We start from the raw sequence: 19,941 nt of genomic DNA on the forward strand, positions 1-19,941 counted from the left end.
TTAATGCGATACGTTTACCTGATCCTTCAAGGCCTGCCGGTGGAAAGTGTTTATCTTCTCCGTAAGTTCTTCGAAGCTCAATTCTCCGGCCACGCCCAAATCCAGCAGGTGGAAGTACACCGATGGCTTCAGGCTCTCGAAATACTCTATCAATGCGCAGTTATAGATAATATGGCAAGGACCTTTGATGTTTTTGATGAGCCGCTCGATACCTTTCTCTACCTTGATTACATCAGTATGGTTGGAGATGAGTTCGCCCTGCGGGAAAACGATGACCATGTTTTCGGCATCGTTCAGAATATCGGCCGCATGCTGCAGGGATTTAATCATCTCGCGCGAGCTGCGGCTGATGGAGAACGCCCCGCAATGGTTTAGCCACATGCGTGCTTGCAGGTGGTCTTCCTGCATCATGATGTACGATTTACGTTTAAGGTGCCAATAGGCCAGGTAGTTGGCCCAAAGCCCGTCCCACCAGCCGAAGTGGTTGCACAGCAGCAGTACCGAGTGGCCTGACTTCGGCTGTATCATGTTCACCACCTCCAGCCTGTTAAAAGCCTTGCGCATGCGGTAATACATGTATTTGGCAAAGGCATCAGCCAGGAATTTTTTGCGGCGGGCGGCTATCATTGCGGTAAATTTACTAAATACTCGTCCAATTGCTTCACCACCAGCCAATGGCCCAGGGGTACTTCATGCACTTCAGGGTTATCTAATGCACCTATAAATGGCATCGCAGCTTTCATAGGGAACAGGTTATCGCTCTTGCCGAATATCAGGCGGCATTTGATATGGTGCCGGTTAATCAATTGTGCAACTTTGGCGATATCGGGTTTTAGCAAGCGGATGAGGTTTAGGGTATAATATACATCCTGCCGTTTTTGTTCGGTATCAATCTCATTATAGGCGATGTTGAAGAGGCTCTCATCTATAAAACCTATTTTTTTGAGTGCTTTGATTAATCCCGGTGCCAACCATTTGCTTTTGGTAACTGTTTTAAAAAACAGCCTGCCAACCGGTTTATTGGTAAGGAAATCGAAGCCCTTGTAAACCGATAACCCATCAGGTGCCATCAGTATAACTTCGTCTATCAGGTCGGCGTATTCTTCAAGCAATAGCAGCGCGATATTGGCCCCGATGGAATAGCCCATCACCGAGAAACGCTGCCGGCCACGGGCCTTAAACCATTCTTCGGCGTAGGCTTTTACCATAGCTTTGGGCATACCGGCAACGATTTGAGCCTCGCTCCAGCCTTCAACTTTGCTTTCGCCATGAAAAAAATGGTCGAAACCGAAAACGTGGTATTCTTTCAGGATGGATTTCTCCAGCACATGGAACTGCCTGCCCGTCATCCCGTACCCATGAAAAGCCAGCAGGGGTTTGGTGCCGCTGCCGTATTCATGATAATGTGCCTTGCCCAAGCCGGGGATATCCAGAAAACCCATGGCGGCAATATTAAGGAAAATTGTAGAGACACAATATTAGCTTCTCTACGGGTAAGAAAATTTACAATTCAACCGAACCAAACATCTACCTTTATACTAAATCAATGGACAACATCAAAATTTACAATAGCAGGTACCTTAATTACAAAGTATTAGTTCCCTTTATAATTTTGACGGCGTTACCCTGCCTAAAACTTTATAAGCCTGGGTTTGATTGGTTTTGGTTTATGGCTTTGTTAGTTTACCTCATTAGTGGGTCTATAGTTTTTTACCGGTTTTTTTCTTTCAAAACAAAGGTGCTCCTTGAAATAAGTGAGGAAGGAATTGATGACCGCTACCGCAAAAGAGTTATTAAATGGGCTGATGTGTATAATTTAACACTCATCGAGGGTGCTATAATTGTTATCCTTCACAACCCCGAAACGCTGCGTCCAAAATCCTGGTGGGGCAAAATCAGGTTTTGGTGGCACAATTGGTGCTATGGAAGCCCTGTCTTTATCTATACCGACGTGCTTAAAGGCAAGGAACTGGATAATTACAATATCCTGTATGATTATATGGAAGCGGTGGAAAGAAACAAACCGGCCGAAACGCCCATCAATGCTTCTCCTTAATATATTTCACAATAGCCTCCGTTGCCCCAATATGATCCTCCACGTATTTTTTTGCGGTCCTGCTCGTTCGGTAACGGAATATCTCATCGTCCATCAAACTGTCCGCCGTACTCAATAACTCCTCCTCACTGTTGATGCTAAAGGCGGCCTCCAGAGCGATCATATCCTTAGCCTCTTTGAATTTATCATACTTCGGGCCGAATATCACCGGCATACCGAATGCGGCGGCCTCCAGCGTATTGTGAATACCTGCGCCGAAGCCGCCGCCGATGTAAGCAATATCCGCATACTGGTAAAGCGACGAAAGCATACCAATGTTATCGATGACAAGATTTGAGACGTGATATTTGAGATTTGAGATTTCGGAGTACCGGATGCTTGATTCCTTTGGCAAGAGGCTCAGCACATGGCCGATTTTATCCTTCCCAATCTCGTGCGGGGCTATGATGAATTTCCAGCCAGGGTATTTAGCTATCAAAGCTGCAAGCAGTTTTTCGTCGGCCGGCCAGGTGCTGCCTGCAACAAATAGCTTTGCGTCGCCCTTAAAGGCGGCAATCTCAGGCAGCTCTTTTGGTTGTTGCGCATTGGCCCAAACCCTATCAAACCGGGTATCGCCGCTGATTGTTATATTCGATTTGCCCAGCCCCTGCAGCAAGTGCTTACTGTCTGCATCCTGCACAAAAAACCAGGTTACCATTTTCAGCATCCTGCTGTGCAAGCCGCCATACCATTTAAAAAACACCTGCCCCGGCCTGAATATGCCGGATATGATGTACAGCGGCACGTGCTGTTGATGCAACCGGTTAAAATAATGGTACCAATACTCGTATTTGGTAAAAATAGCCATCTCGGGCTTTATGGCTTCCACAAATTTTCGGGCATTGCGGTGGGTGTCCAACGGCAGGTAATAAACGGCATCCGCAAGCGGTGTGTTCTTGCGCACCTCGTAACCTGAGGGCGAAAAAAAAGTAATAACGATAGGCTTCCCGGGATATAACTGCCGCATCCGCTCCAACACAGGCCTGCCTTGCTCAAACTCGCCCAGCGATGCAAAATGGAACCAGACGCTCGCTGGCAGGGGCTGTACCTGTTGGCGTTGCCGTCCTTTTATCCACAATTTTGCTTTATTATTAAAAATGGACACAATATATAGCAGGCAATAGTATAAAGTGATTCCAAAGTTATATAGTAGAAGCATTTTAAGATCGTAATTATTATCTTCGTCGGGCAGTAAAAGTAACAACATAAATGCAAGTTCGTGCTATATTGCCCTTATCATCTCCCGTAACACATTGGCAACGGGGTTTTTAAAACACAACAAATAAAATAATATTGATGGCAAAGCGTAAACGTATCTTAATTACCGGTGCAGCCGGCTTCCTGGGTTCGCATTTGTGCGACAGGTTTATCAGCGAAGATTTTCATGTTATTGCGATGGATAACCTTATCACAGGCGACCTGCGCAACATTGAGCACCTGTTCAAGCTGGAGAACTTCGAGTTTTACAATCACGATGTATCTACCTTCGTATATGTAGCCGGCGAACTGGATTACATCCTGCACTTCGCCTCGCCTGCAAGCCCGATAGATTACCTTAAGATACCTATCCAAACCTTAAAAGTAGGCTCTTTGGGTACGCATAACCTGCTGGGTTTGGCCAAACATAAAAACGCCCGGATGCTTATCGCATCTACCTCAGAAATTTATGGCGACCCAAACGTGAACCCGCAGCCCGAAGAATACTGGGGCAACGTAAACACCGTTGGCCCGCGCGGCGTGTATGACGAGGCCAAGCGTTTCCAGGAATCTATCACCATGGCCTACCACACCTTCCATGGTTTGGAAACCCGCATCGTGCGTATATTCAACACCTACGGCCCGCGTATGCGCCTTAATGATGGCCGCGTGCTGCCTGCATTCATAGGCCAGGCTATCCGCGGCGAAGATTTAACCGTATTTGGCGATGGTTCGCAAACCCGCTCGTTCTGCTACGTAAGCGATTTGATCGAAGGCATTTACCGCTTGCTCTTTAGCGATTACGCGCAGCCCATGAACATTGGCAACCCAAGCGAAATAACCATCAAGGAGTTCGGCGAAGAGATCATCAAGCTTACCGGTACCTCTCAAAAAATGGTTTATAAAGACCTGCCGATGGACGACCCCAAACAACGCCGCCCCGATATTACCAAGGCCCGCGCAATTTTAGGCTGGGAACCTAAGGTATCGCGCGAGGAAGGCCTCAAGATTACTTATGAATATTTTAAATCGCTCCCGCAGGATGTGATAGAAAAAGTGGAACACAAAGATTTTACAACCTATAATAAATAATAAAGACAAGGCCCGTAATGTTTTGGCAATACGGGCCTTGCTCAATACATACAAAAGCCTTATACATGAAAATATTAGTTACAGGAGGTTTAGGTTTCATAGGCTCGCATACCGTAGTGGAGCTGGTAAATGCAGGTTACGAACCAGTAATTATAGATGACCTCTCTAACTCCAACATCAAGATATTAGATCAACTCGCCAAAATCATCGGCTACAAACCCGCTTTTTACAAACTGGACCTTTGCGACGACGCTGCCGTAAAAGATTTTGCCCGGCAAGAGCCGGAGGTTGGCGGCATTATCCACTTTGCGGCTTTCAAAGCCGTTGGCGAATCGGTAAGGGAACCGCTGAAATACTATCGCAACAATTTCTTCTCGCTCATAAACGTACTGAATGCCTATGAAGGCAAAGCGCTGAATTTTGTATTTTCATCAAGCTGTACCGTTTATGGCCAGCCCGATGTTTTGCCGGTTACCGAAGATGCGCCCGTAAAAGCGGCGCAATCGCCCTATGGCAACACCAAGCAAATAGCCGAAGAGATATTGCAGGATGTGATTGCTGCGGGCAGCGTATATAAAATAATATCGCTAAGGTATTTTAACCCGGTTGGCGCACATGACAGCGCACTGATAGGCGAACTACCCATCGGCGTGCCGCAAAACCTGGTGCCCTTCATTACCCAAACAGCCATTGGCAAACGCGAAAAGCTTACTGTATTCGGCGATCAATACAACACACCGGACGGCAGTAACATACGCGATTATATCCACGTAGTAGATTTGGGAAAGGCGCATGTTGCCGCCCTAAAGCTGGCAGAAAAGGAGAGCTTTAAAGGCTACGATATGTTCAATATCGGCACGGGTACAGGCACATCGGTACTGGAAGTGATCAAAGCTTTCGAAAGCAGCACCGGTGTAAAACTCAACTACCAGATCGGCCCGGCGCGCGCCGGCGATGTAGAACAGGTTTGGGGTGATGTTACCAAATCTACCAACAAGCTTAACTGGAAAACAGAGTTGGATATCAACGTCATGATGTCCTCCGCCTGGGCCTGGGAAAAGTACCTGGCAGAAAACCCATTATAATACACAATTTTAAGATAGGCCCCTGCCGCAAGCTGGCTGAGCCCTCAATTGAAAAAGCTTTCAGATGAAAAAAATTATCATTACCGGTGGCGCAGGCTTTATAGGATCGCACGTAGTGCGCCGTTTTGTAAAAACGTACCCGCAGTACCAAATTGTAAACCTGGATAAGCTTACTTATGCAGGCAACCTGGCCAACCTGAAGGATATCGAAAACGAGCCTAACTACCGTTTCGTGAAAGGCGATATCGTGGATCTGGCTTACATCAGTAACCTGTTCGAGATAGAGCAGCCCGACGCGGTGATACATTTGGCTGCAGAATCGCACGTGGACCGCTCCATTACCAACCCGCTGGAATTTGTGATGACCAACGTAGTGGGTACTGTTAACCTGCTCAACGCCGCAAAAACCATATGGAAAGATGATTATGCATCTAAACGTTTTTACCATGTATCTACCGATGAGGTTTACGGCACCCTGGGCGATACCGATATGTTTACAGAAACTACCGCCTACGACCCGCATTCCCCGTATTCGGCATCCAAGGCAAGCTCGGATCATTTTGTGCGCGCCTACTATGACACTTACGGCTTGCCAACTGTTATATCTAACTGTAGCAACAACTACGGTTCGTTTCACTTCCCAGAGAAGCTGATACCGCTGGCTATCAACAATATAAAACAACAAAAACCCGTGCCGGTTTATGGCAAAGGCGAGAACATACGCGATTGGCTGTGGGTAGAAGATCATGCCCGCGCTATAGACGTAATATTCCATAATGCGGCTACCGGCACTACTTATAACATTGGCGGCCACAACGAGTGGAAAAATATCGACCTGATTAAATTACTTTGTAGTATATTAGATAAAAAACTGGACCGCGAGGAGGGCGAATCGGCTAAACTGATTACCTATGTTACCGACCGCGCGGGGCACGATCTGCGTTACGCTATTGACGCTACCAAATTAAAAAACGAACTTGGCTGGGAACCATCCATCACTTTTGAGGAGGGGCTGGAAAAAACCGTTGACTGGTACCTGGCCAATGAGGCATGGCTGAGCGATGTAACATCGGGCCATTACCAGGAGTATTACAGCGACCAATATAATAACCGTTAAAGGATGTTTGGATTATTCAAGAAAAAGGAAGTAAAGAAAGTACGGACGCTCGACTATGGGCCTATTGTGGTAGATATGCACTCGCATGTACTGCCGGGGATTGACGATGGCGCGCAAACGCCGGAGGAATCTGTAGTGCTCATCAAAAAAATGATAGAGCTTGGCATCAAAAAAGTAATTGCCACGCCGCACGTTATGGTTGATTATTACCGCAACGACCGCGACAGCATCATGAATGCCCTTGCCGTATTGAAGGCCGAATTGATAAACCAAAACATCGATATCCCCGTTGAGGCCGCTGCAGAGCATTACTTCGACGAAACCTTTGAAAAGCGGATAGAAGAGCGCAGCCTGATGACGATGGGCGCAGATAATTATGTACTGTTCGAGCTATCTTTCATCAATGAGCCGCCAAACATTATCCAAACCATCCAAAAAATGCGCGATGCCGGCTACAAGCCTATCCTGGCCCACCCGGAGCGATATGCCTATATGGACATAGAACGCATGATGATGATACGCAGTTGGGGCTGCGCCTTGCAGATAAACACCATCTCGCTTACGGGCTACTATGGCAAGCCAACGAAAAAAATGGCCGAGGATATGGTAGATAACCAGATTGTAGATTTTATATCGAGCGATATGCACCACCCGCGTCACGCCCAGGCTTTCGAAGATGCCCTCACTACCGATTACGTAGAAAAACTATTGAAAGATTATCCGCTGAAGAATAAGTTGCTTTTTTAGAGGCTAGAGGGGAGAATCAAGAGACAAGATTCAAGAGTTAAGATATAAAATAGGAACGGGAATAGAGCTAAGCTTATATTCCCGTTTTGCTATAATGTATGTTTGGCAACCATGCCGTTTTCTTGATTCCTGGCCGTCGCAATTCCTATTCTGTCTTGAATCTTGTCTCTTGATTCTTAACTCTATTCGTATCGCAGCGCTTCAACCGGATCCAATCGGGCTGCTTTTTTTGCCGGGTAGTAACCCGATGATAAACCGATAGTGGTACAAAGCATAATGGCCACGAAGAGCCACAGCCATGGCACGATGAACGTACCGCTGATGGATACCGCTATGAGGTTGCCGCCCAATATACCCAGTATGATGCCGCCGATGCCGCCCAACAGGCATATTACGATAGCTTCTATCAAAAATTGCTTGCGTATTACCGATGGCGTTGCGCCGATGGCCTTGCGCAGGCCAATTTCGCGCGTACGTTCTGTTACCGATACCAGCATGATATTCATGAGACCTATGGCAGCTCCTATAAGTGTAATAAAGGCTATCGCGAAGCCCGCTATGGTTACGTAGCCAAGGTTATTCATCAGTTCGGCTTGTATGGAGTCGGCACGGAATATCTCGAAGTTATCATCCTGCCCCAGGTGCAGGCTGCGCACGTTTCTGAACAGCGATGTAGCCTCGCCTATAGTAGCATCCAGCGCTTCCGGGCCGGCAACATTTACCGTGATAGAAAACGATGGTTTGTTGCTTTGTGCTATCTGCCGGGCCTTTTGCACCGGTATAATGCAGAATCTGTCGCCGCCAAAACTATTGGCGCCTTTAGCAGCAATAACGCCTATAATTCTGAATTTGCTGCTGCCCAGCAATATGGTTTTGTTGATGGGGTCGGTTTTGGGGAAAAGCTTGTTCTTCAGCTCATCGCCAATAATTACCACGTTGGTACCGTGATCTATTTCGGAGGCCGAAAAGTTGCGGCCCAATGCCAGCTTATGCCCCTTTATAGCCAGATAGTTCTCGTTGCTGCCGATAACTTGCAGGTTGGGGTTGGTCTTTATGCTTTCGTATTTGGCTATAGCGGTACCGGTTACCGTAAAATCTATACTGATGCGCACAGGCAGCTTAAACAGCTTCTGAAAGCGTTCGGCTTCCTGGTAGGCAATGGCGGGATAACGCTTGCGGTGCCCGCCGTTACCGAAGCTGATGCCCGATCCGCGGTTTTGTATAGTGAACGAGTTGGCACCCAGCCCCGCGAAGGCATCGTTCGTTACCTGTTTTATCCCTTCAATAGAAGTCAAAATCCCTACCAGCGCGGTAATGCCTATGGCAATAATCAACGCCGTAAGCGATGTGCGCAGCCTGTTGCCTGCGATGGATTGTAAGGCTATAGCTATGTTTTCTCTGTAGGTAGTTTTTACCGGCATGGGATAGTTTTAAAAAGACTCGTTTGCTTTTGACTATGGTACGGCGCAATTTGTTACAAGCAGGCAAATTAATAAAACAGATAATTATTGCGTATTGCAGGGCTGCCATACAAGCCGTACTTTCGTTATCATCAACATTCGCCATCATGAAAAAATACTTATTGCTTTTAACAATCATTGTTGTATGTGTGCTGCAAGCTGCTGCACAACAAACCACATCCGTAACCCGCGTGGTAACAACGTCGCGCGCGGATATGGAGAGCAAGGTAATAAAAGATTCTGCCGGTACAATATACCCTTACGCAGCATGGCAAAAACTGGTCACATCGGGCGACTATATGTTACGGGGAAAGAGCAGGGATGCCGATACACTTACCCTCGTAAAGATGACCGCCGAGGACAAAGAACGCCGCAATAACTCAATGCCCGCGCTGCCGCCCAGCCCCGCTTTCCCTATCGGCCAGAAAAAGGAATTGTTCAACGCCCGCGACGTAAACGGCCAAAAGGTAGATTTCAAAACACTCCAGGGGAAAGTTGTGGTATTGAATTTTTGGTTTATCGCCTGTGCGCCCTGCCAGCAGGAAATACCCGAACTTAACCAACTGGTGGCCGACAACCCCGACGTGGTATTTATCGGTTTCAGTACCGACCTAAAATACGAGGTAAAAGATTTCCTAAAAGCTACGCCGTTCAGCTACCGTCAAATTTACGATGCCCGTGATGATTGCAATCGCTATGGCGTTGCCAGCTACCCTACCAATGTAGTGATAGATAAAAATGGCATCACCCGTTTCAGTTCCAGCGGCTACGGCACCGGTAGCCTTTTGTCTCTCAAAAAAGCCATCGCGCAGGCGAAGGCCGAAAATTAACCATAGCCCAGGCGCAAAACCGCATTTTTTTGCCTTTTACCTCAAAGCGAATTTTTACATGAAACGATATATACTGCTGCCATGCCTCGCGTTACTGACCCATTTTTGCGCGTACGCGCAAACCACGCTTACCAAACCTGCAGAAGAGTACGGCTTTAACCAGAACACGGTGGTAACCAGCGCTAATGGCTTGAAATATGAATACTCCGATTGGAGCAGGTTGATAGCCACCGGCAATTACCAATTAAAGCCCGTTGATGCCGAAAGCGACAGCACCGCCTTTGTACTCACACTCAGGGATACCTCAAAAGGGCTCGCGGCTATCGGTGTGCCAAAATCTACTTTGTTTTTTAAGAAAGGGAATCATATGATATTCCTGAACATGACGAACGTGAACGGCAAACTGATTGCAGGCGAAGATCTGAAGGGCAAAATTGTGGTGGTAAGTTTTTGGTTTATAGCCTGCCCGCCATGCCGGTACGAAATGCCCGAACTGAATATCCTTGCAGATAAATATAAAAACGACAAGAACGTAGTTTTTTTAGCACTAAGCATCGATAAAAAAGAGGACCTGCAACGTTTTTTAAAAGTATCGCCCTTTAAATACAATGTAATTGGCGATGCAGAAGCCTACTTCAGCTTTTACGGTGTAAAGGAATGCCCGGTAAACCTGGTGATAAGCCCAAAAGGGAATATCGCTTTCCAAAGCCAGGGGTATAACAATGGCATGGTTCCGCTTTGGATAGACCGCACCATAAAAGATATCAAAACCGAAGAAATAAAGGCTTTGCTCAAATAAAAAACCCCATCCTTTTTGAGGATGGGGCCAAGTACAATATATAAAAGGGGTCGATTACACCGAGAAGGATGTGCCGCAACCGCAAGTGCTGGCAGCATTAGGGTTATTGAAAGTAAACCCGCGGGCGTTCAGGCCGTTCTGGAAATCTATCTGCATGCCCGCTAAATACAAGCCATGCGCTTTGTGCATAAACACAACCAAGCCATCAATAATGTACTCCTGGTCGCCGTCTTTTTTCTGGTCGAAACCCAGCACATAGCTCATACCCGAGCAGCCGCCGCCTTCAACGCCAATACGCAAGCCAAAATCGTTGTTCAGCTCTTGCTGATCCCTCAGTTTAAAAAGTTCTTTTACGGCACCCGGCGTAAACGTTACGGGGGCAATCATGGTTTCAGCAATGGCACTCATCTTATTTTTATGATTAACTACACAAATATAAGGTAAAATGCGGATTTTTGCAGCCGTCGTATTATTTATGACCTCTGCCTAACATTTAAAAACCATGGATCTTTACAGCACTTTAATGGCCATATTAAAATATACCGTAGCCGGCATTGGCGTGGTATATGTAGCCTTTTACCTGTTTAAACCTTACCTGGAAAAAAGCCAAACCCTGCAAACGCTCGAACTAAAAAAAGGCTTAAGCGCGCAAACGCTGCCGCTTAGGTTGCAAGCCTACGAGCGGTTGGTGTTGTTTGTTGAGCGGGTAAACCCTGCCAATATGCTCATCCGCCTTGGCGCAAACCAAATGCCGGCGGCCGAAGTACACATCATCATCGTAAACGAGATACGCAACGAGTATCAGCACAACGTAACCCAGCAAATTTATGTAACCGAGCGTGCCTGGGCCGTTATCAAACGCGTAAAAGAAGACACCCTTGCCGTGGTGAACAGTGCCGTAAAAGCCCTGCCGGAAGGTGCCAACGGGCTGGATCTGGGCCGCATTACCCTTAATCACCTCAGCAAACTGGAGGATAACCCTTATGATATCGCCATCACGCTGTTGAGGCAGGATCTGGAGGATTTATTTTAACCACTATGGCCGGCAAAAAGATCACCAACAGCTCGGGCATTGAAGTAAAGGAGGTTTATACCGTACCTTCGGGCATGGCCGAGCTGCCCGGCGAATTCCCCTATACCCGCGGCATACAGAAGGATATGTACCGCGGCAAACCCTGGACCATGCGCCAGTACGCCGGTTTCTCTACCGCCGAAGAAAGCAACAAGCGTTACCATTACTTACTAAGCCAGGGCACTATGGGCCTCTCCGTAGCATTCGACCTGCCTACGCAGATAGGGTACGACAGCGACCACGAGCTTGCTGAAGGCGAGGTAGGCAAAGTAGGCGTAGCTATAGATTCGCTGATGGATATGGAGGCATTGTTCGACGGCATACAGCTGGAGAGTATCACAACCAGCATGACGATTAACGCCACCGCCCCCATCCTGCTGGCTATGTACATCGCGCTGGCAAAAAAACAAGGGGCTGATCTGAAGCAAATATCCGGCACCATCCAAAACGACATATTAAAGGAGTACGCAGCAAGGGGTACCTATATATATCCGCCCACGCCGTCGATGCGACTGATTACTGATATTTTTGAATATTGCAGCCAGGAGGTGCCCAAGTGGAACACCATCTCTATATCCGGATACCACATCCGCGAAGCCGGCTCAACCGCTGTACAGGAACTGGCCTTTACCCTGGCCAACGGCAAAACCTATTTAAAGGCTGCGCTTGATAAAGGGCTTGATATAAACGTATTCGCCAAAAGGCTCTCGTTCTTCTTTAACTGCCACAACAATTTCTTCGAGGAGATAGCCAAATTCAGGGCGGCGCGGCGTATGTGGGCACACATCACCAAAGAACTCGGTGCAACAGATGCGGGGGCGCAAAAGTTGCGTTTCCATACGCAAACAGGTGGCTCTACCTTAACGGCCCAGCAGCCCATGAACAATATCGTGCGGGTGGGCATGCAAGCTATGGCCGCAGTGCTTGGCGGCACGCAGTCGTTGCATACAAACGGCTATGATGAGGCGCTTTCGCTCCCTACGGAAGCGGCAGCAAAAATTGCGCTTCGCACCCAGCAAATCATCGCTTTCGAAAGCGGAGTTACCGATACGGTAGATCCGCTTGCGGGATCGTTCTTTGTAGAAGAGCTCACCAACCAGATGGAAGCCGCAGCACAGACCTATATAGATAAGATAGATGCGATGGGTGGGTCGGTAAAAGCCATCGAAAACGACTACATGCAACAGGAGATTGCAGCGGCAGCTTACCAATACCAAAACGATATTGAAAGCTGCGAACGTGTGCTGGTTGGCGTAAATAAATTTATTCAGCCTGAGGCTGTGGCAGATAATGTTTTTCGTATAAATGATTCTATCCGCCTCAAACAAACAGAGCAATTATTGTGTTTAAGAGAACAAAGAAATAATGTTGAAGTAAGCCTGGCTTTGCAAAATTTAGCAAGCGCCGCCCATGGCCCCGAAAACCTTATGCCTTACATTTTAACTGCCGTAGAAAGCTATGCCACCTTGGGCGAAATAGCTGATACACTCCGCGATATTTTCGGGGAATACTAATAAAATATCACCGCTGGCTAAAATTTATTTAGAGTAATTTGGAGTAGGGCAACTGCATATCTTTGCGGAGAACGGGTGAAAATTGCTGTTTAAACTTATAAAACTGCCAATACGCACTGTAGGGGCAGTTAATGCCGTGGTCATGCGAAAAATAAACATTTAATATGAATTATACATTAAAAAATGGTTCGATTTGCATAAATATATTTCATAAAAATTGTTAAATTTTATTTTTTAATTGGCTTTTTTTATGAATATTCGATGTTCCGAAACGGCCTGAATTGTTGCTTGTTGGGACGTTGAAAATCAAAGAATTACTGAATCTACTATGGAAAAAACTTGTACTGCCGTTTGGAATAGCTGCCTCCTCATCATAAAGGACAACATACCGGCCCAGAGCTTCAAAACCTGGTTTGAGCCGATAAAAGCCCTAAGAATGGAAGGGAGCGTGCTAACCATACAGGTGCCGAGTTTATTCTTTTACGAATGGCTGGAAGAGCACTACGTGGGCCTTTTGCGCAAAACGATCAAGAAACAACTGGGCGATGAAGGCAGGCTGGAATACAACATTGTTGTTGAGCAATCTACCAGCAAGCCGTACACCACCAACATGCCATCTAACGGCAACGGCGCCGAGGCTAAAAACCAATCGATGCCGATACCGATCTCTATCAATAAGGACATCAAAAACCCTTTTGTGATACCGGGATTGAAGAAGCTGAATGTAGACCCTCAGCTTAACCGTAACTACACTTTCGAGAACTTTGTAGAGGGCGATTGCAACCGATTGGCACGTTCTGCAGGCTATGCCGTTGCAGCCAAACCGGGCGGCACATCATTCAACCCCTTAATGATATACGGCGGCGTAGGCCTGGGCAAAACCCACCTGGCGCAAGCCATAGGCAACGAAATAAAACGCAGCCTGCCCGATAAGCTGGTGCTGTACGTAAGCTGCGAAAAATTCACCCAGCAATTCGTAGATGCGCTGAAGCATAACAACATTAACGATTTCGTGAATTTTTACCAGGCCATAGATGTGCTCATTATGGATGATGTGCACAACTTTGCCGGCAAAGAAAAAACACAGGATTTCTTCTTCCATATCTTCAACCACCTGCACCAAAGCGGCAAACAGCTGATCATCACATCAGATAAAGCACCTAAGGACCTGGCCGGTTTAGAAGAGCGTTTGCTGTCGCGTTTCAAATGGGGCCTTTCTGCCGATTTGCAGATACCTGATTTGGAAACCCGCATGGCTATCCTGAAGAACAAGATATACCAGGACGGCATTGAACTATCCAACGATGTAATCGAATACGTTGCCCACAATATTGATAACAACGTGCGTGAGCTGGAAGGTGCCATGGTTTCGTTATTGGCACAATCAACCCTTAACCGCAAGGAGATAGATTTGAACCTGGCCAAGCAGATGCTGAAGAACTTCGTAAAGAATTCGGCCAAGGAAATTTCGATGGAATATATCCAAAGCCTGGTTTGCGAATATTTTGAGGTGCCGATAGAGATGGTGAAATCGCAAACCCGCAAGCGCGAGATTGTACAGGCACGCCAGATATCCATGTACCTGGCCAAGGCCCACACCAAAAGCTCATTGAAATCGATAGGCCACTTCTTTGGCGGCCGGGATCACTCTACCGTAATCTACGCTTGCCAAACCGTTGAAGATTTAATTGATACCGATAAAAAATTCAAAGGCTACGTAGCCGATATACAAAAGAAACTGAAGATGTCGTAATGGCATTTAAGATAATGGGAAGCCTCGCGGATGCGGGGCTTTTTTGTTTTTAGCCTTTTTACAATTTTGTCATTGCGAGGCGCGGCATAGGGCTGTGTGTGTGGGCGACGTGGCAATCTCCGGCAAGCAGGTCGGATCTAGAGAGCGGCTCTGCTAATTCGCGATTGCCGCGCTGTCGCTCGTGACATATCAAATAAATTGCATAAATTGCCTACACCAACAAAACGCCATCATGAAAAAACTATTCCTCCTGGCCATACTGATAAGCCTTAGCGCCACCAAAGCTTTTTGCCAAACCGATAAGGAGGATATCAAGAAAGCTATCAACACTATGTTCGACGCTATGCGCAAAGGCGATAGCACTCTGCTGAAATCGGTATTTGCTGATGGGATGGTATTGCAGGGGCTAAAGCCTAATACTGACGGCAGTTACACGCTCGAAAATGAAAAACCGGCGGGTTTCCTGAAAGCCGTTGGCACCCCACACAAGGATGTTTATGACGAGCGTATTACCTTCGGCGATATTAAAGTGGATGGGCCACTTGCCAGCCTATGGACACCCTACAAATTCTACCTCGGCAAAACCTTCAGCCATTGCGGCATCAATTTTTTCCAGCTGATGAAAACCGCCAACGGCTGGAAAATTATCTATGTCGTAGATACCCGCCGCAAGGATAACTGCCCGGAATAGATTTAATAAAACATCACAACAACATCGTCATTGCGAGCGAAGCGCGGCAATCATCGGCATGCAGAGCCGCTTTGCAGGTCCGCTCTGCTCTCCGATGATTACTAATGTGTTTATTGTCTTTTAAAGGAATTAATGAGCTCCCTTCGGTCGGTTGTCCGCGTCGCCCCACCTCTCAACCCAAGCCGCTCCTCGCAATAACGCGATGGGAAGCTCTTCTGTCTTGTCTCTTGGTTCTATCCTCTTGTCTCTCTCCCTCTCCCTTTGTAACATTTTAAATATCAGCCGGAGATAGGGTTACTATTGCGAGCTAAGGGGTATCAATATAAAACCAATCAAATAATCGCAACGGACTGAGTTCCTGAGCGCTTAGCAACTGCTCCAAAATATCAATATATCATCCATCGATACTTCATTAGCCGTCGGCACATAAGCCGATGGCTTTCTGGTATGGTATTAATTAATTGATAGTCAATATTTTATACAAATTAAATCCGAAAATACTGGGTTACTTTTTATTGGTGCCGGGTATCAATACTAAACCAATAAATCAATCATGAAAACAAAAATCTTAGTGGTGCTGGCGGCTGTAGCTTTGCTGGCTGCTTGTAAAGGGAAAAATTACGAATACTCCAGTGCCGATAAAGCAGCGGCGGCGGCGGATACCGCCGGCATAGTCGCCGACACCGTGCTTAACGGCCCCGATAAACTGGTAAAAACGGCCGATATGGCTTTCAAGGTAAAAAACGTACAGCAAACCGGTGATTCGGTATCGGCGCTTACCAATAGGCTAGGCGGCATGGTCATGCACCACCAAATGCGTTCCGAAGCGGTAAACAGCCAGGATATCCGCGTTAGCGACGACTCTGTGATGCATGTTTCGGCCTTTAGCACCTCGGCAGATATGACCGTTAAAATACCTTCCGAAAAACTGGAAGGTTTTATGATAAAAGTAAGCCACATGGGCATGTACATTACATCGCGACAGATGGATATTCAGGATAAATCGCTCGATTATCTATCCGAGCGGATGAAAACAAACAACCGCCGGGAAATGATTGCCCAACAAAAAAACGGGAAAATAAACATCAAGAACCCGGATGCCGTCCTCTCCCTAAAAGATGACCTGGTTGATGGCCAGATAAACAACCAGCGGATAGACGCTGCCGTAAAATACAGCAACATTAGCCTTAACTTCCAGCAAAGCAATACCATCGTGAAAGAAATGGTTGCTAATGACGATCCATCAGCCTACCAATTACCCTTCTTTAAACGCCTGTTTATGGCCATCGCCAACGGTTGGGCAATGTTTACCGAATTTATTATCGGCCTGGTAAACCTATGGGTATTCGTATTGATTGGTATTGGTTTATGGGTTGCGTATAAGGCATATAGGAAAAGACACGTAGCAGTGGCCCAATCCGGCGGCGCTGCATAATATCCATGTGACGCAGAAGGGCGAATAATTATATGCTGTATATTTGATACCTATTAGGTCTCCTAATCATGAGAAGAATATCATTATTAATTTTTATTGGGTTGTTAGTGGGCTCTTGTAAAAGCAAAAGCCAGAATCACCCACCCACTATTAAACAATTTAAAGGCTTTGTAACCAGTAGCGTACCCAATGCCGGCTACGTTATATCAATCCCTGCAGATTATAAAATAACTGAAAGTAATGGGCCAGACTTTTCAGTTTACTACATTCATCGTAAGGATTCAACTGTAAAGGCAGGCTTTTCGGCTACGATGTACCTGGGAAATGCCCCATCGCTATTTTCAACGGATAAGGGTTGCGAGCCTACCCATTCAACCTCAACGATATTAGATGACTATGCGCAATGGGATGTTTATGGTTGTAACAACCGCTTTTTTGTACAAACAATTGTTAAGAACAAAAAAAATAATGGATGGGACAGCACGGTCCATGCTGCGGGACGCGCAAAATCAAAAGCCGGTATCGATACAGTTTTATACATCTTTTCTACCCTGAAGGCAGAACCGAATAAATAAAATCGTAGGCATTGTTAATGGTTTACAGGAAATGTATTGTTGCATTTACGCAGGCCTATAACATTCAATTCCTCTCACCGCCGTAATTGCGAGCGATAGCGTGGCAAGCATCGGCAGGCAGGGGGCCTGTGTAGGTCAGTATATATCCCTAGCCACCGCGTCATTGCGGCACGAAGCAATCTCCCGATTAGCAGGGCGGATTTGCAAAGCCGCTTGTCCTGTGTAGAGATTGCTTCGTTCCTCGCAATGACGATGGGGTTATCTTAACGAAAGAAGCCCGGCAAAGCCGGGCTTCTTTCGTTATTATTTTTTCTTGACTCTTGATTCTAAAAGTCTTGATTCTAAATTCTACCCCACCAGCTTCTTATACCTTATCCTTTTCGGCGCCACATCGCCCAAACGTTTTTTACGGTTTTCTTCGTAATCGCTGTAGTTGCCTTCGAAGAAGTAAACCTGTGAGTTGCCTTCAAATGCCAGGATGTGGGTACAGATCCTGTCCAGGAACCACCTGTCGTGGCTAATCACTACCGCACAGCCGCCGAAGTTTTCTAAAGCTTCCTCTAAAGAACGTAAAGTATTTACGTCTATATCGTTGGTAGGCTCATCCAGTAATAAGACGTTGGAGCCTTTTTTAAGCGTGATGGATAAATGCACCCGGTTGCGCTCTCCGCCCGATAGCACGCCCACTTTTTTCTGCTGATCTGCACCATTGAAGTTAAAGCGCGATACATAGGCCCGGGAGTTTAACGGACGACCGCCCACCATAATGGTTTCCAGGCCGCCGGTTACGTTTTCCCAAACAGATTTGTTGGGGTCCAGGTCGTCGTGCATCTGGTCAACATATCCTAATGCAACGGTTTCGCCCACACGGAAAGTACCTGCATCGGGCTGGTCCTGCCCGGTGATGAGGCGGAATAGGGTGGTTTTCCCCGCACCGTTGGGGCCAATGATACCTACGATACCTGCAGGCGGCAAAGAAAAGGTCAAATTCTCGAACAATACCTTATCACCATAGGCTTTGGTAACGTTGTTGGCCTCTATCACGATATTGCCCAGGCGAGGGCCTGGCGGGATAAACAACTCTAGCTTTTCTTCCCTATCCTTTGTTTCCTCGGATGCTAATTTATCATAGTTGGATAATCGCGCCTTGGATTTGGCGTGGCGGCCCTTTGCCCCCATGCGCACCCATTCCAGCTCGCGTTCCAAAATCTTCTGGCGTTTACTCTCGCCTTTCTCTTCCTGGGCAAGGCGTTTTGATTTCTGATCGAGCCAGGAGGAGTAATTCCCCTTCCATGGCAAACCTTCGCCACGGTCGAGCTCCAGTATCCAGCCCGCTACGTTATCCAGGAAGTACCTGTCGTGCGTTACGGCAATTACGGTTCCTTTATATTGTTTAAGATGTTGTTCCAGCCAGTCGATAGACTCTGCATCCAAGTGGTTGGTAGGCTCATCCAGCAGTAAAACATCCGGTTCTTGAAGTAACAAGCGGCACAAAGCCACGCGGCGGCGCTCACCACCCGATAGTACGGAGATTTTGGCATCCGGGTCGGGGCAGCGCAGGGCATCCATGGCGCGTTCCAGTTTCACGTCAAGTTCCCAGGCGTTCACGGCATCTATCTGATCCTGCAATTCGCCCTGGCGGCTCATCAGCTTATCCATTTTGTCGGCGTCGCTATAGTATTCTTCCAGTCCGAATTTTTCGTTGATGTCTTCGTATTCTTTAAGCAAGGCTGTGGTTGCGGCAACGCCCTCCTCCACAATTTCCTTTACGGTTTTGTTGGGGTCAAGCTCCGGCTCCTGACTCAGGTAGCCCACGGTATAGCCCGGAGAGAAAACCACCTCGCCGATGTTGGTTTTATCGATACCGGCGATGATTTTGAGCAAGCTCGATTTACCCGAGCCGTTTAAACCGATAACGCCGATTTTGGCGCCGTAAAAAAACGACAGGTAGATATTTTTGAGTACTGTTTTTTGCGGGGGATAAACTTTGCTTACCCCTGCCATAGAAAATATGATCTTTTCGTCGGCCATTTTATACAGAAATTGGTTTATGATGTATGAGGTTCCAAATATCTCGTAAATAAGGTTTGCAGCAAAATATAAAACGCATTTTAAAGGATTTATCGGAGGCTCGCCGGGCTGCTGCGAGATGCGCAGCGCTTTATCATTTTGGTTGCTACATCTCCAAAAAAATAATATGCCGTAACACAAAAAAAAGCGCTCCCTTCCCGGGAGGGCACTGAAAAAGCACCTTCTTTCATAAAGGCAATAATTAGAAGCGATCAAGTAAGGCATGATTTTACTTGGTCGCTTTTTTTATTTCTGCATTCGCGATGGTTAGCTGTTTATCAGCGGGTGTTCAAAAAGGGCTGAATGGAAGAATTTGAGTCTTTTTTTCTCTGAGTTTACAGAGTTAGGCGATTAGTTTGATGATTCTTTTAAGATTAACTGTGAAGATCGCCAACGCTCCCTGCATCTG

General features: G+C 46.8%; 19 protein-coding genes. 13 read left to right on the top strand and 6 right to left on the bottom strand.

Features of this window, described 5'->3' with window-relative positions; all coding sequences use genetic code 11:
- Both AC1DXC_RS19680 and AC1DXC_RS19685 read right to left on the bottom strand, forming a co-directional pair.
- On the bottom strand, nt 1-627 hold the full coding sequence (locus tag AC1DXC_RS19680; protein WP_477460886.1) for a 1-acyl-sn-glycerol-3-phosphate acyltransferase: 627 nt from the start codon (nt 625-627) through the stop codon (nt 1-3).
- Nucleotides 624-1,442, bottom strand: a complete 819-nt coding sequence (locus tag AC1DXC_RS19685; RefSeq protein ID WP_477460887.1) for an alpha/beta fold hydrolase — start codon at nt 1,440-1,442, stop codon at nt 624-626. Before AC1DXC_RS19685 ends, AC1DXC_RS19680 begins: the two co-directional genes overlap by 4 nt.
- A gap of 296 nt (nt 1,443-1,738) precedes the next feature.
- Between AC1DXC_RS19685 and AC1DXC_RS19690 the strand changes: the two genes are divergently transcribed.
- The gene (locus tag AC1DXC_RS19690; RefSeq protein ID WP_477460888.1) at nt 1,739-2,056 is read left to right on the top strand and encodes a hypothetical protein; all 318 of its coding nucleotides are present in this window, start codon (nt 1,739-1,741) and stop codon (nt 2,054-2,056) included.
- Here the strand turns inward: AC1DXC_RS19690 and AC1DXC_RS19695 are convergent.
- Complete coding sequence (locus AC1DXC_RS19695; RefSeq protein WP_477460889.1) at nt 2,040-3,302, bottom strand: 3-deoxy-D-manno-octulosonic acid transferase; 1,263 nt, start codon at nt 3,300-3,302, stop codon at nt 2,040-2,042. The genes AC1DXC_RS19690 and AC1DXC_RS19695 overlap by 17 nt on opposite strands.
- Before the next feature lie 89 nt (nt 3,303-3,391).
- Here AC1DXC_RS19695 and AC1DXC_RS19700 point away from each other — a divergent pair, with 89 nt between their 5' ends.
- From AC1DXC_RS19700 to AC1DXC_RS19715, 4 genes are all read left to right on the top strand, one after another.
- Entirely contained in the window at nt 3,392-4,384 is a 993-nt protein-coding gene (locus AC1DXC_RS19700) for a UDP-glucuronic acid decarboxylase family protein (RefSeq protein WP_477460890.1), read from the top strand.
- A 65-nt stretch (nt 4,385-4,449) separates the two neighbouring features.
- Nucleotides 4,450-5,469, top strand: coding sequence for a UDP-glucose 4-epimerase GalE (gene galE, locus AC1DXC_RS19705; RefSeq protein WP_477460891.1), 1,020 nt, complete (start codon nt 4,450-4,452; stop codon nt 5,467-5,469).
- 64 nt (nt 5,470-5,533) lie between these two features.
- Entirely contained in the window at nt 5,534-6,586 is a 1,053-nt protein-coding gene (rfbB, locus tag AC1DXC_RS19710; RefSeq protein WP_477460892.1) for a dTDP-glucose 4,6-dehydratase, read from the top strand.
- A 3-nt stretch (nt 6,587-6,589) separates the two neighbouring features.
- Complete coding sequence (locus tag AC1DXC_RS19715; protein WP_477460893.1) at nt 6,590-7,333, top strand: tyrosine-protein phosphatase; 744 nt, start codon at nt 6,590-6,592, stop codon at nt 7,331-7,333.
- A 182-nt stretch (nt 7,334-7,515) separates the two neighbouring features.
- On the opposite strand, the gene AC1DXC_RS19720 is transcribed toward AC1DXC_RS19715, so the two are convergent.
- The gene (locus tag AC1DXC_RS19720; RefSeq protein ID WP_477460894.1) at nt 7,516-8,754 is read right to left on the bottom strand and encodes an ABC transporter permease; all 1,239 of its coding nucleotides are present in this window, start codon (nt 8,752-8,754) and stop codon (nt 7,516-7,518) included.
- Nucleotides 8,755-8,900: 146 nt separating this feature from the next.
- Between AC1DXC_RS19720 and AC1DXC_RS19725 the strand changes: the two genes are divergently transcribed.
- Both AC1DXC_RS19725 and AC1DXC_RS19730 read left to right on the top strand, forming a co-directional pair.
- Nucleotides 8,901-9,623: a TlpA family protein disulfide reductase gene (locus tag AC1DXC_RS19725; RefSeq protein WP_477460895.1), complete on the top strand. Its 723-nt coding sequence runs from the start codon at nt 8,901-8,903 to the stop codon at nt 9,621-9,623.
- A 58-nt stretch (nt 9,624-9,681) separates the two neighbouring features.
- The gene (locus AC1DXC_RS19730) at nt 9,682-10,422 is read left to right on the top strand and encodes a TlpA family protein disulfide reductase (protein ID WP_477460896.1); all 741 of its coding nucleotides are present in this window, start codon (nt 9,682-9,684) and stop codon (nt 10,420-10,422) included.
- 54 nt (nt 10,423-10,476) lie between these two features.
- Here AC1DXC_RS19730 and AC1DXC_RS19735 read toward each other — a convergent pair whose 3' ends face one another.
- Nucleotides 10,477-10,830, bottom strand: a complete 354-nt coding sequence (locus AC1DXC_RS19735; RefSeq protein WP_477460897.1) for a HesB/IscA family protein — start codon at nt 10,828-10,830, stop codon at nt 10,477-10,479.
- Nucleotides 10,831-10,924: 94 nt separating this feature from the next.
- Here AC1DXC_RS19735 and AC1DXC_RS19740 point away from each other — a divergent pair, with 94 nt between their 5' ends.
- The 6 genes from AC1DXC_RS19740 (at nt 10,925) to AC1DXC_RS19765 (ending at nt 17,462) form a co-directional block, all read left to right on the top strand.
- Entirely contained in the window at nt 10,925-11,455 is a 531-nt protein-coding gene (locus AC1DXC_RS19740; RefSeq protein WP_477460898.1) for a DUF7935 family protein, read from the top strand.
- Nucleotides 11,456-11,460: 5 nt separating this feature from the next.
- The gene (locus tag AC1DXC_RS19745) at nt 11,461-13,008 is read left to right on the top strand and encodes an acyl-CoA mutase large subunit family protein (protein ID WP_477460899.1); all 1,548 of its coding nucleotides are present in this window, start codon (nt 11,461-11,463) and stop codon (nt 13,006-13,008) included.
- 328 nt (nt 13,009-13,336) lie between these two features.
- Entirely contained in the window at nt 13,337-14,761 is a 1,425-nt protein-coding gene (dnaA, locus tag AC1DXC_RS19750; RefSeq protein ID WP_477460900.1) for a chromosomal replication initiator protein DnaA, read from the top strand.
- A 232-nt stretch (nt 14,762-14,993) separates the two neighbouring features.
- Nucleotides 14,994-15,452 carry a nuclear transport factor 2 family protein gene (locus AC1DXC_RS19755; protein WP_477460901.1) on the top strand — a complete coding sequence of 153 codons (459 nt, stop codon included), beginning with the start codon at nt 14,994-14,996 and terminating at the stop codon, nt 15,450-15,452.
- A 553-nt stretch (nt 15,453-16,005) separates the two neighbouring features.
- Nucleotides 16,006-16,887: a DUF4349 domain-containing protein gene (locus tag AC1DXC_RS19760; protein ID WP_477460902.1), complete on the top strand. Its 882-nt coding sequence runs from the start codon at nt 16,006-16,008 to the stop codon at nt 16,885-16,887.
- A 68-nt stretch (nt 16,888-16,955) separates the two neighbouring features.
- Nucleotides 16,956-17,462 carry a hypothetical protein gene (locus AC1DXC_RS19765; RefSeq protein WP_477460903.1) on the top strand — a complete coding sequence of 169 codons (507 nt, stop codon included), beginning with the start codon at nt 16,956-16,958 and terminating at the stop codon, nt 17,460-17,462.
- A gap of 348 nt (nt 17,463-17,810) precedes the next feature.
- Here the strand turns inward: AC1DXC_RS19765 and ettA are convergent, their stop codons facing one another.
- Nucleotides 17,811-19,493: an energy-dependent translational throttle protein EttA gene (gene ettA / locus AC1DXC_RS19770; protein ID WP_477460904.1), complete on the bottom strand. Its 1,683-nt coding sequence runs from the start codon at nt 19,491-19,493 to the stop codon at nt 17,811-17,813.
- Nucleotides 19,494-19,941: the final 448 nt, after the last annotated feature.

The sequence above is a fragment of the Mucilaginibacter sp. P2_D11 genome, assembly GCF_056404435.1.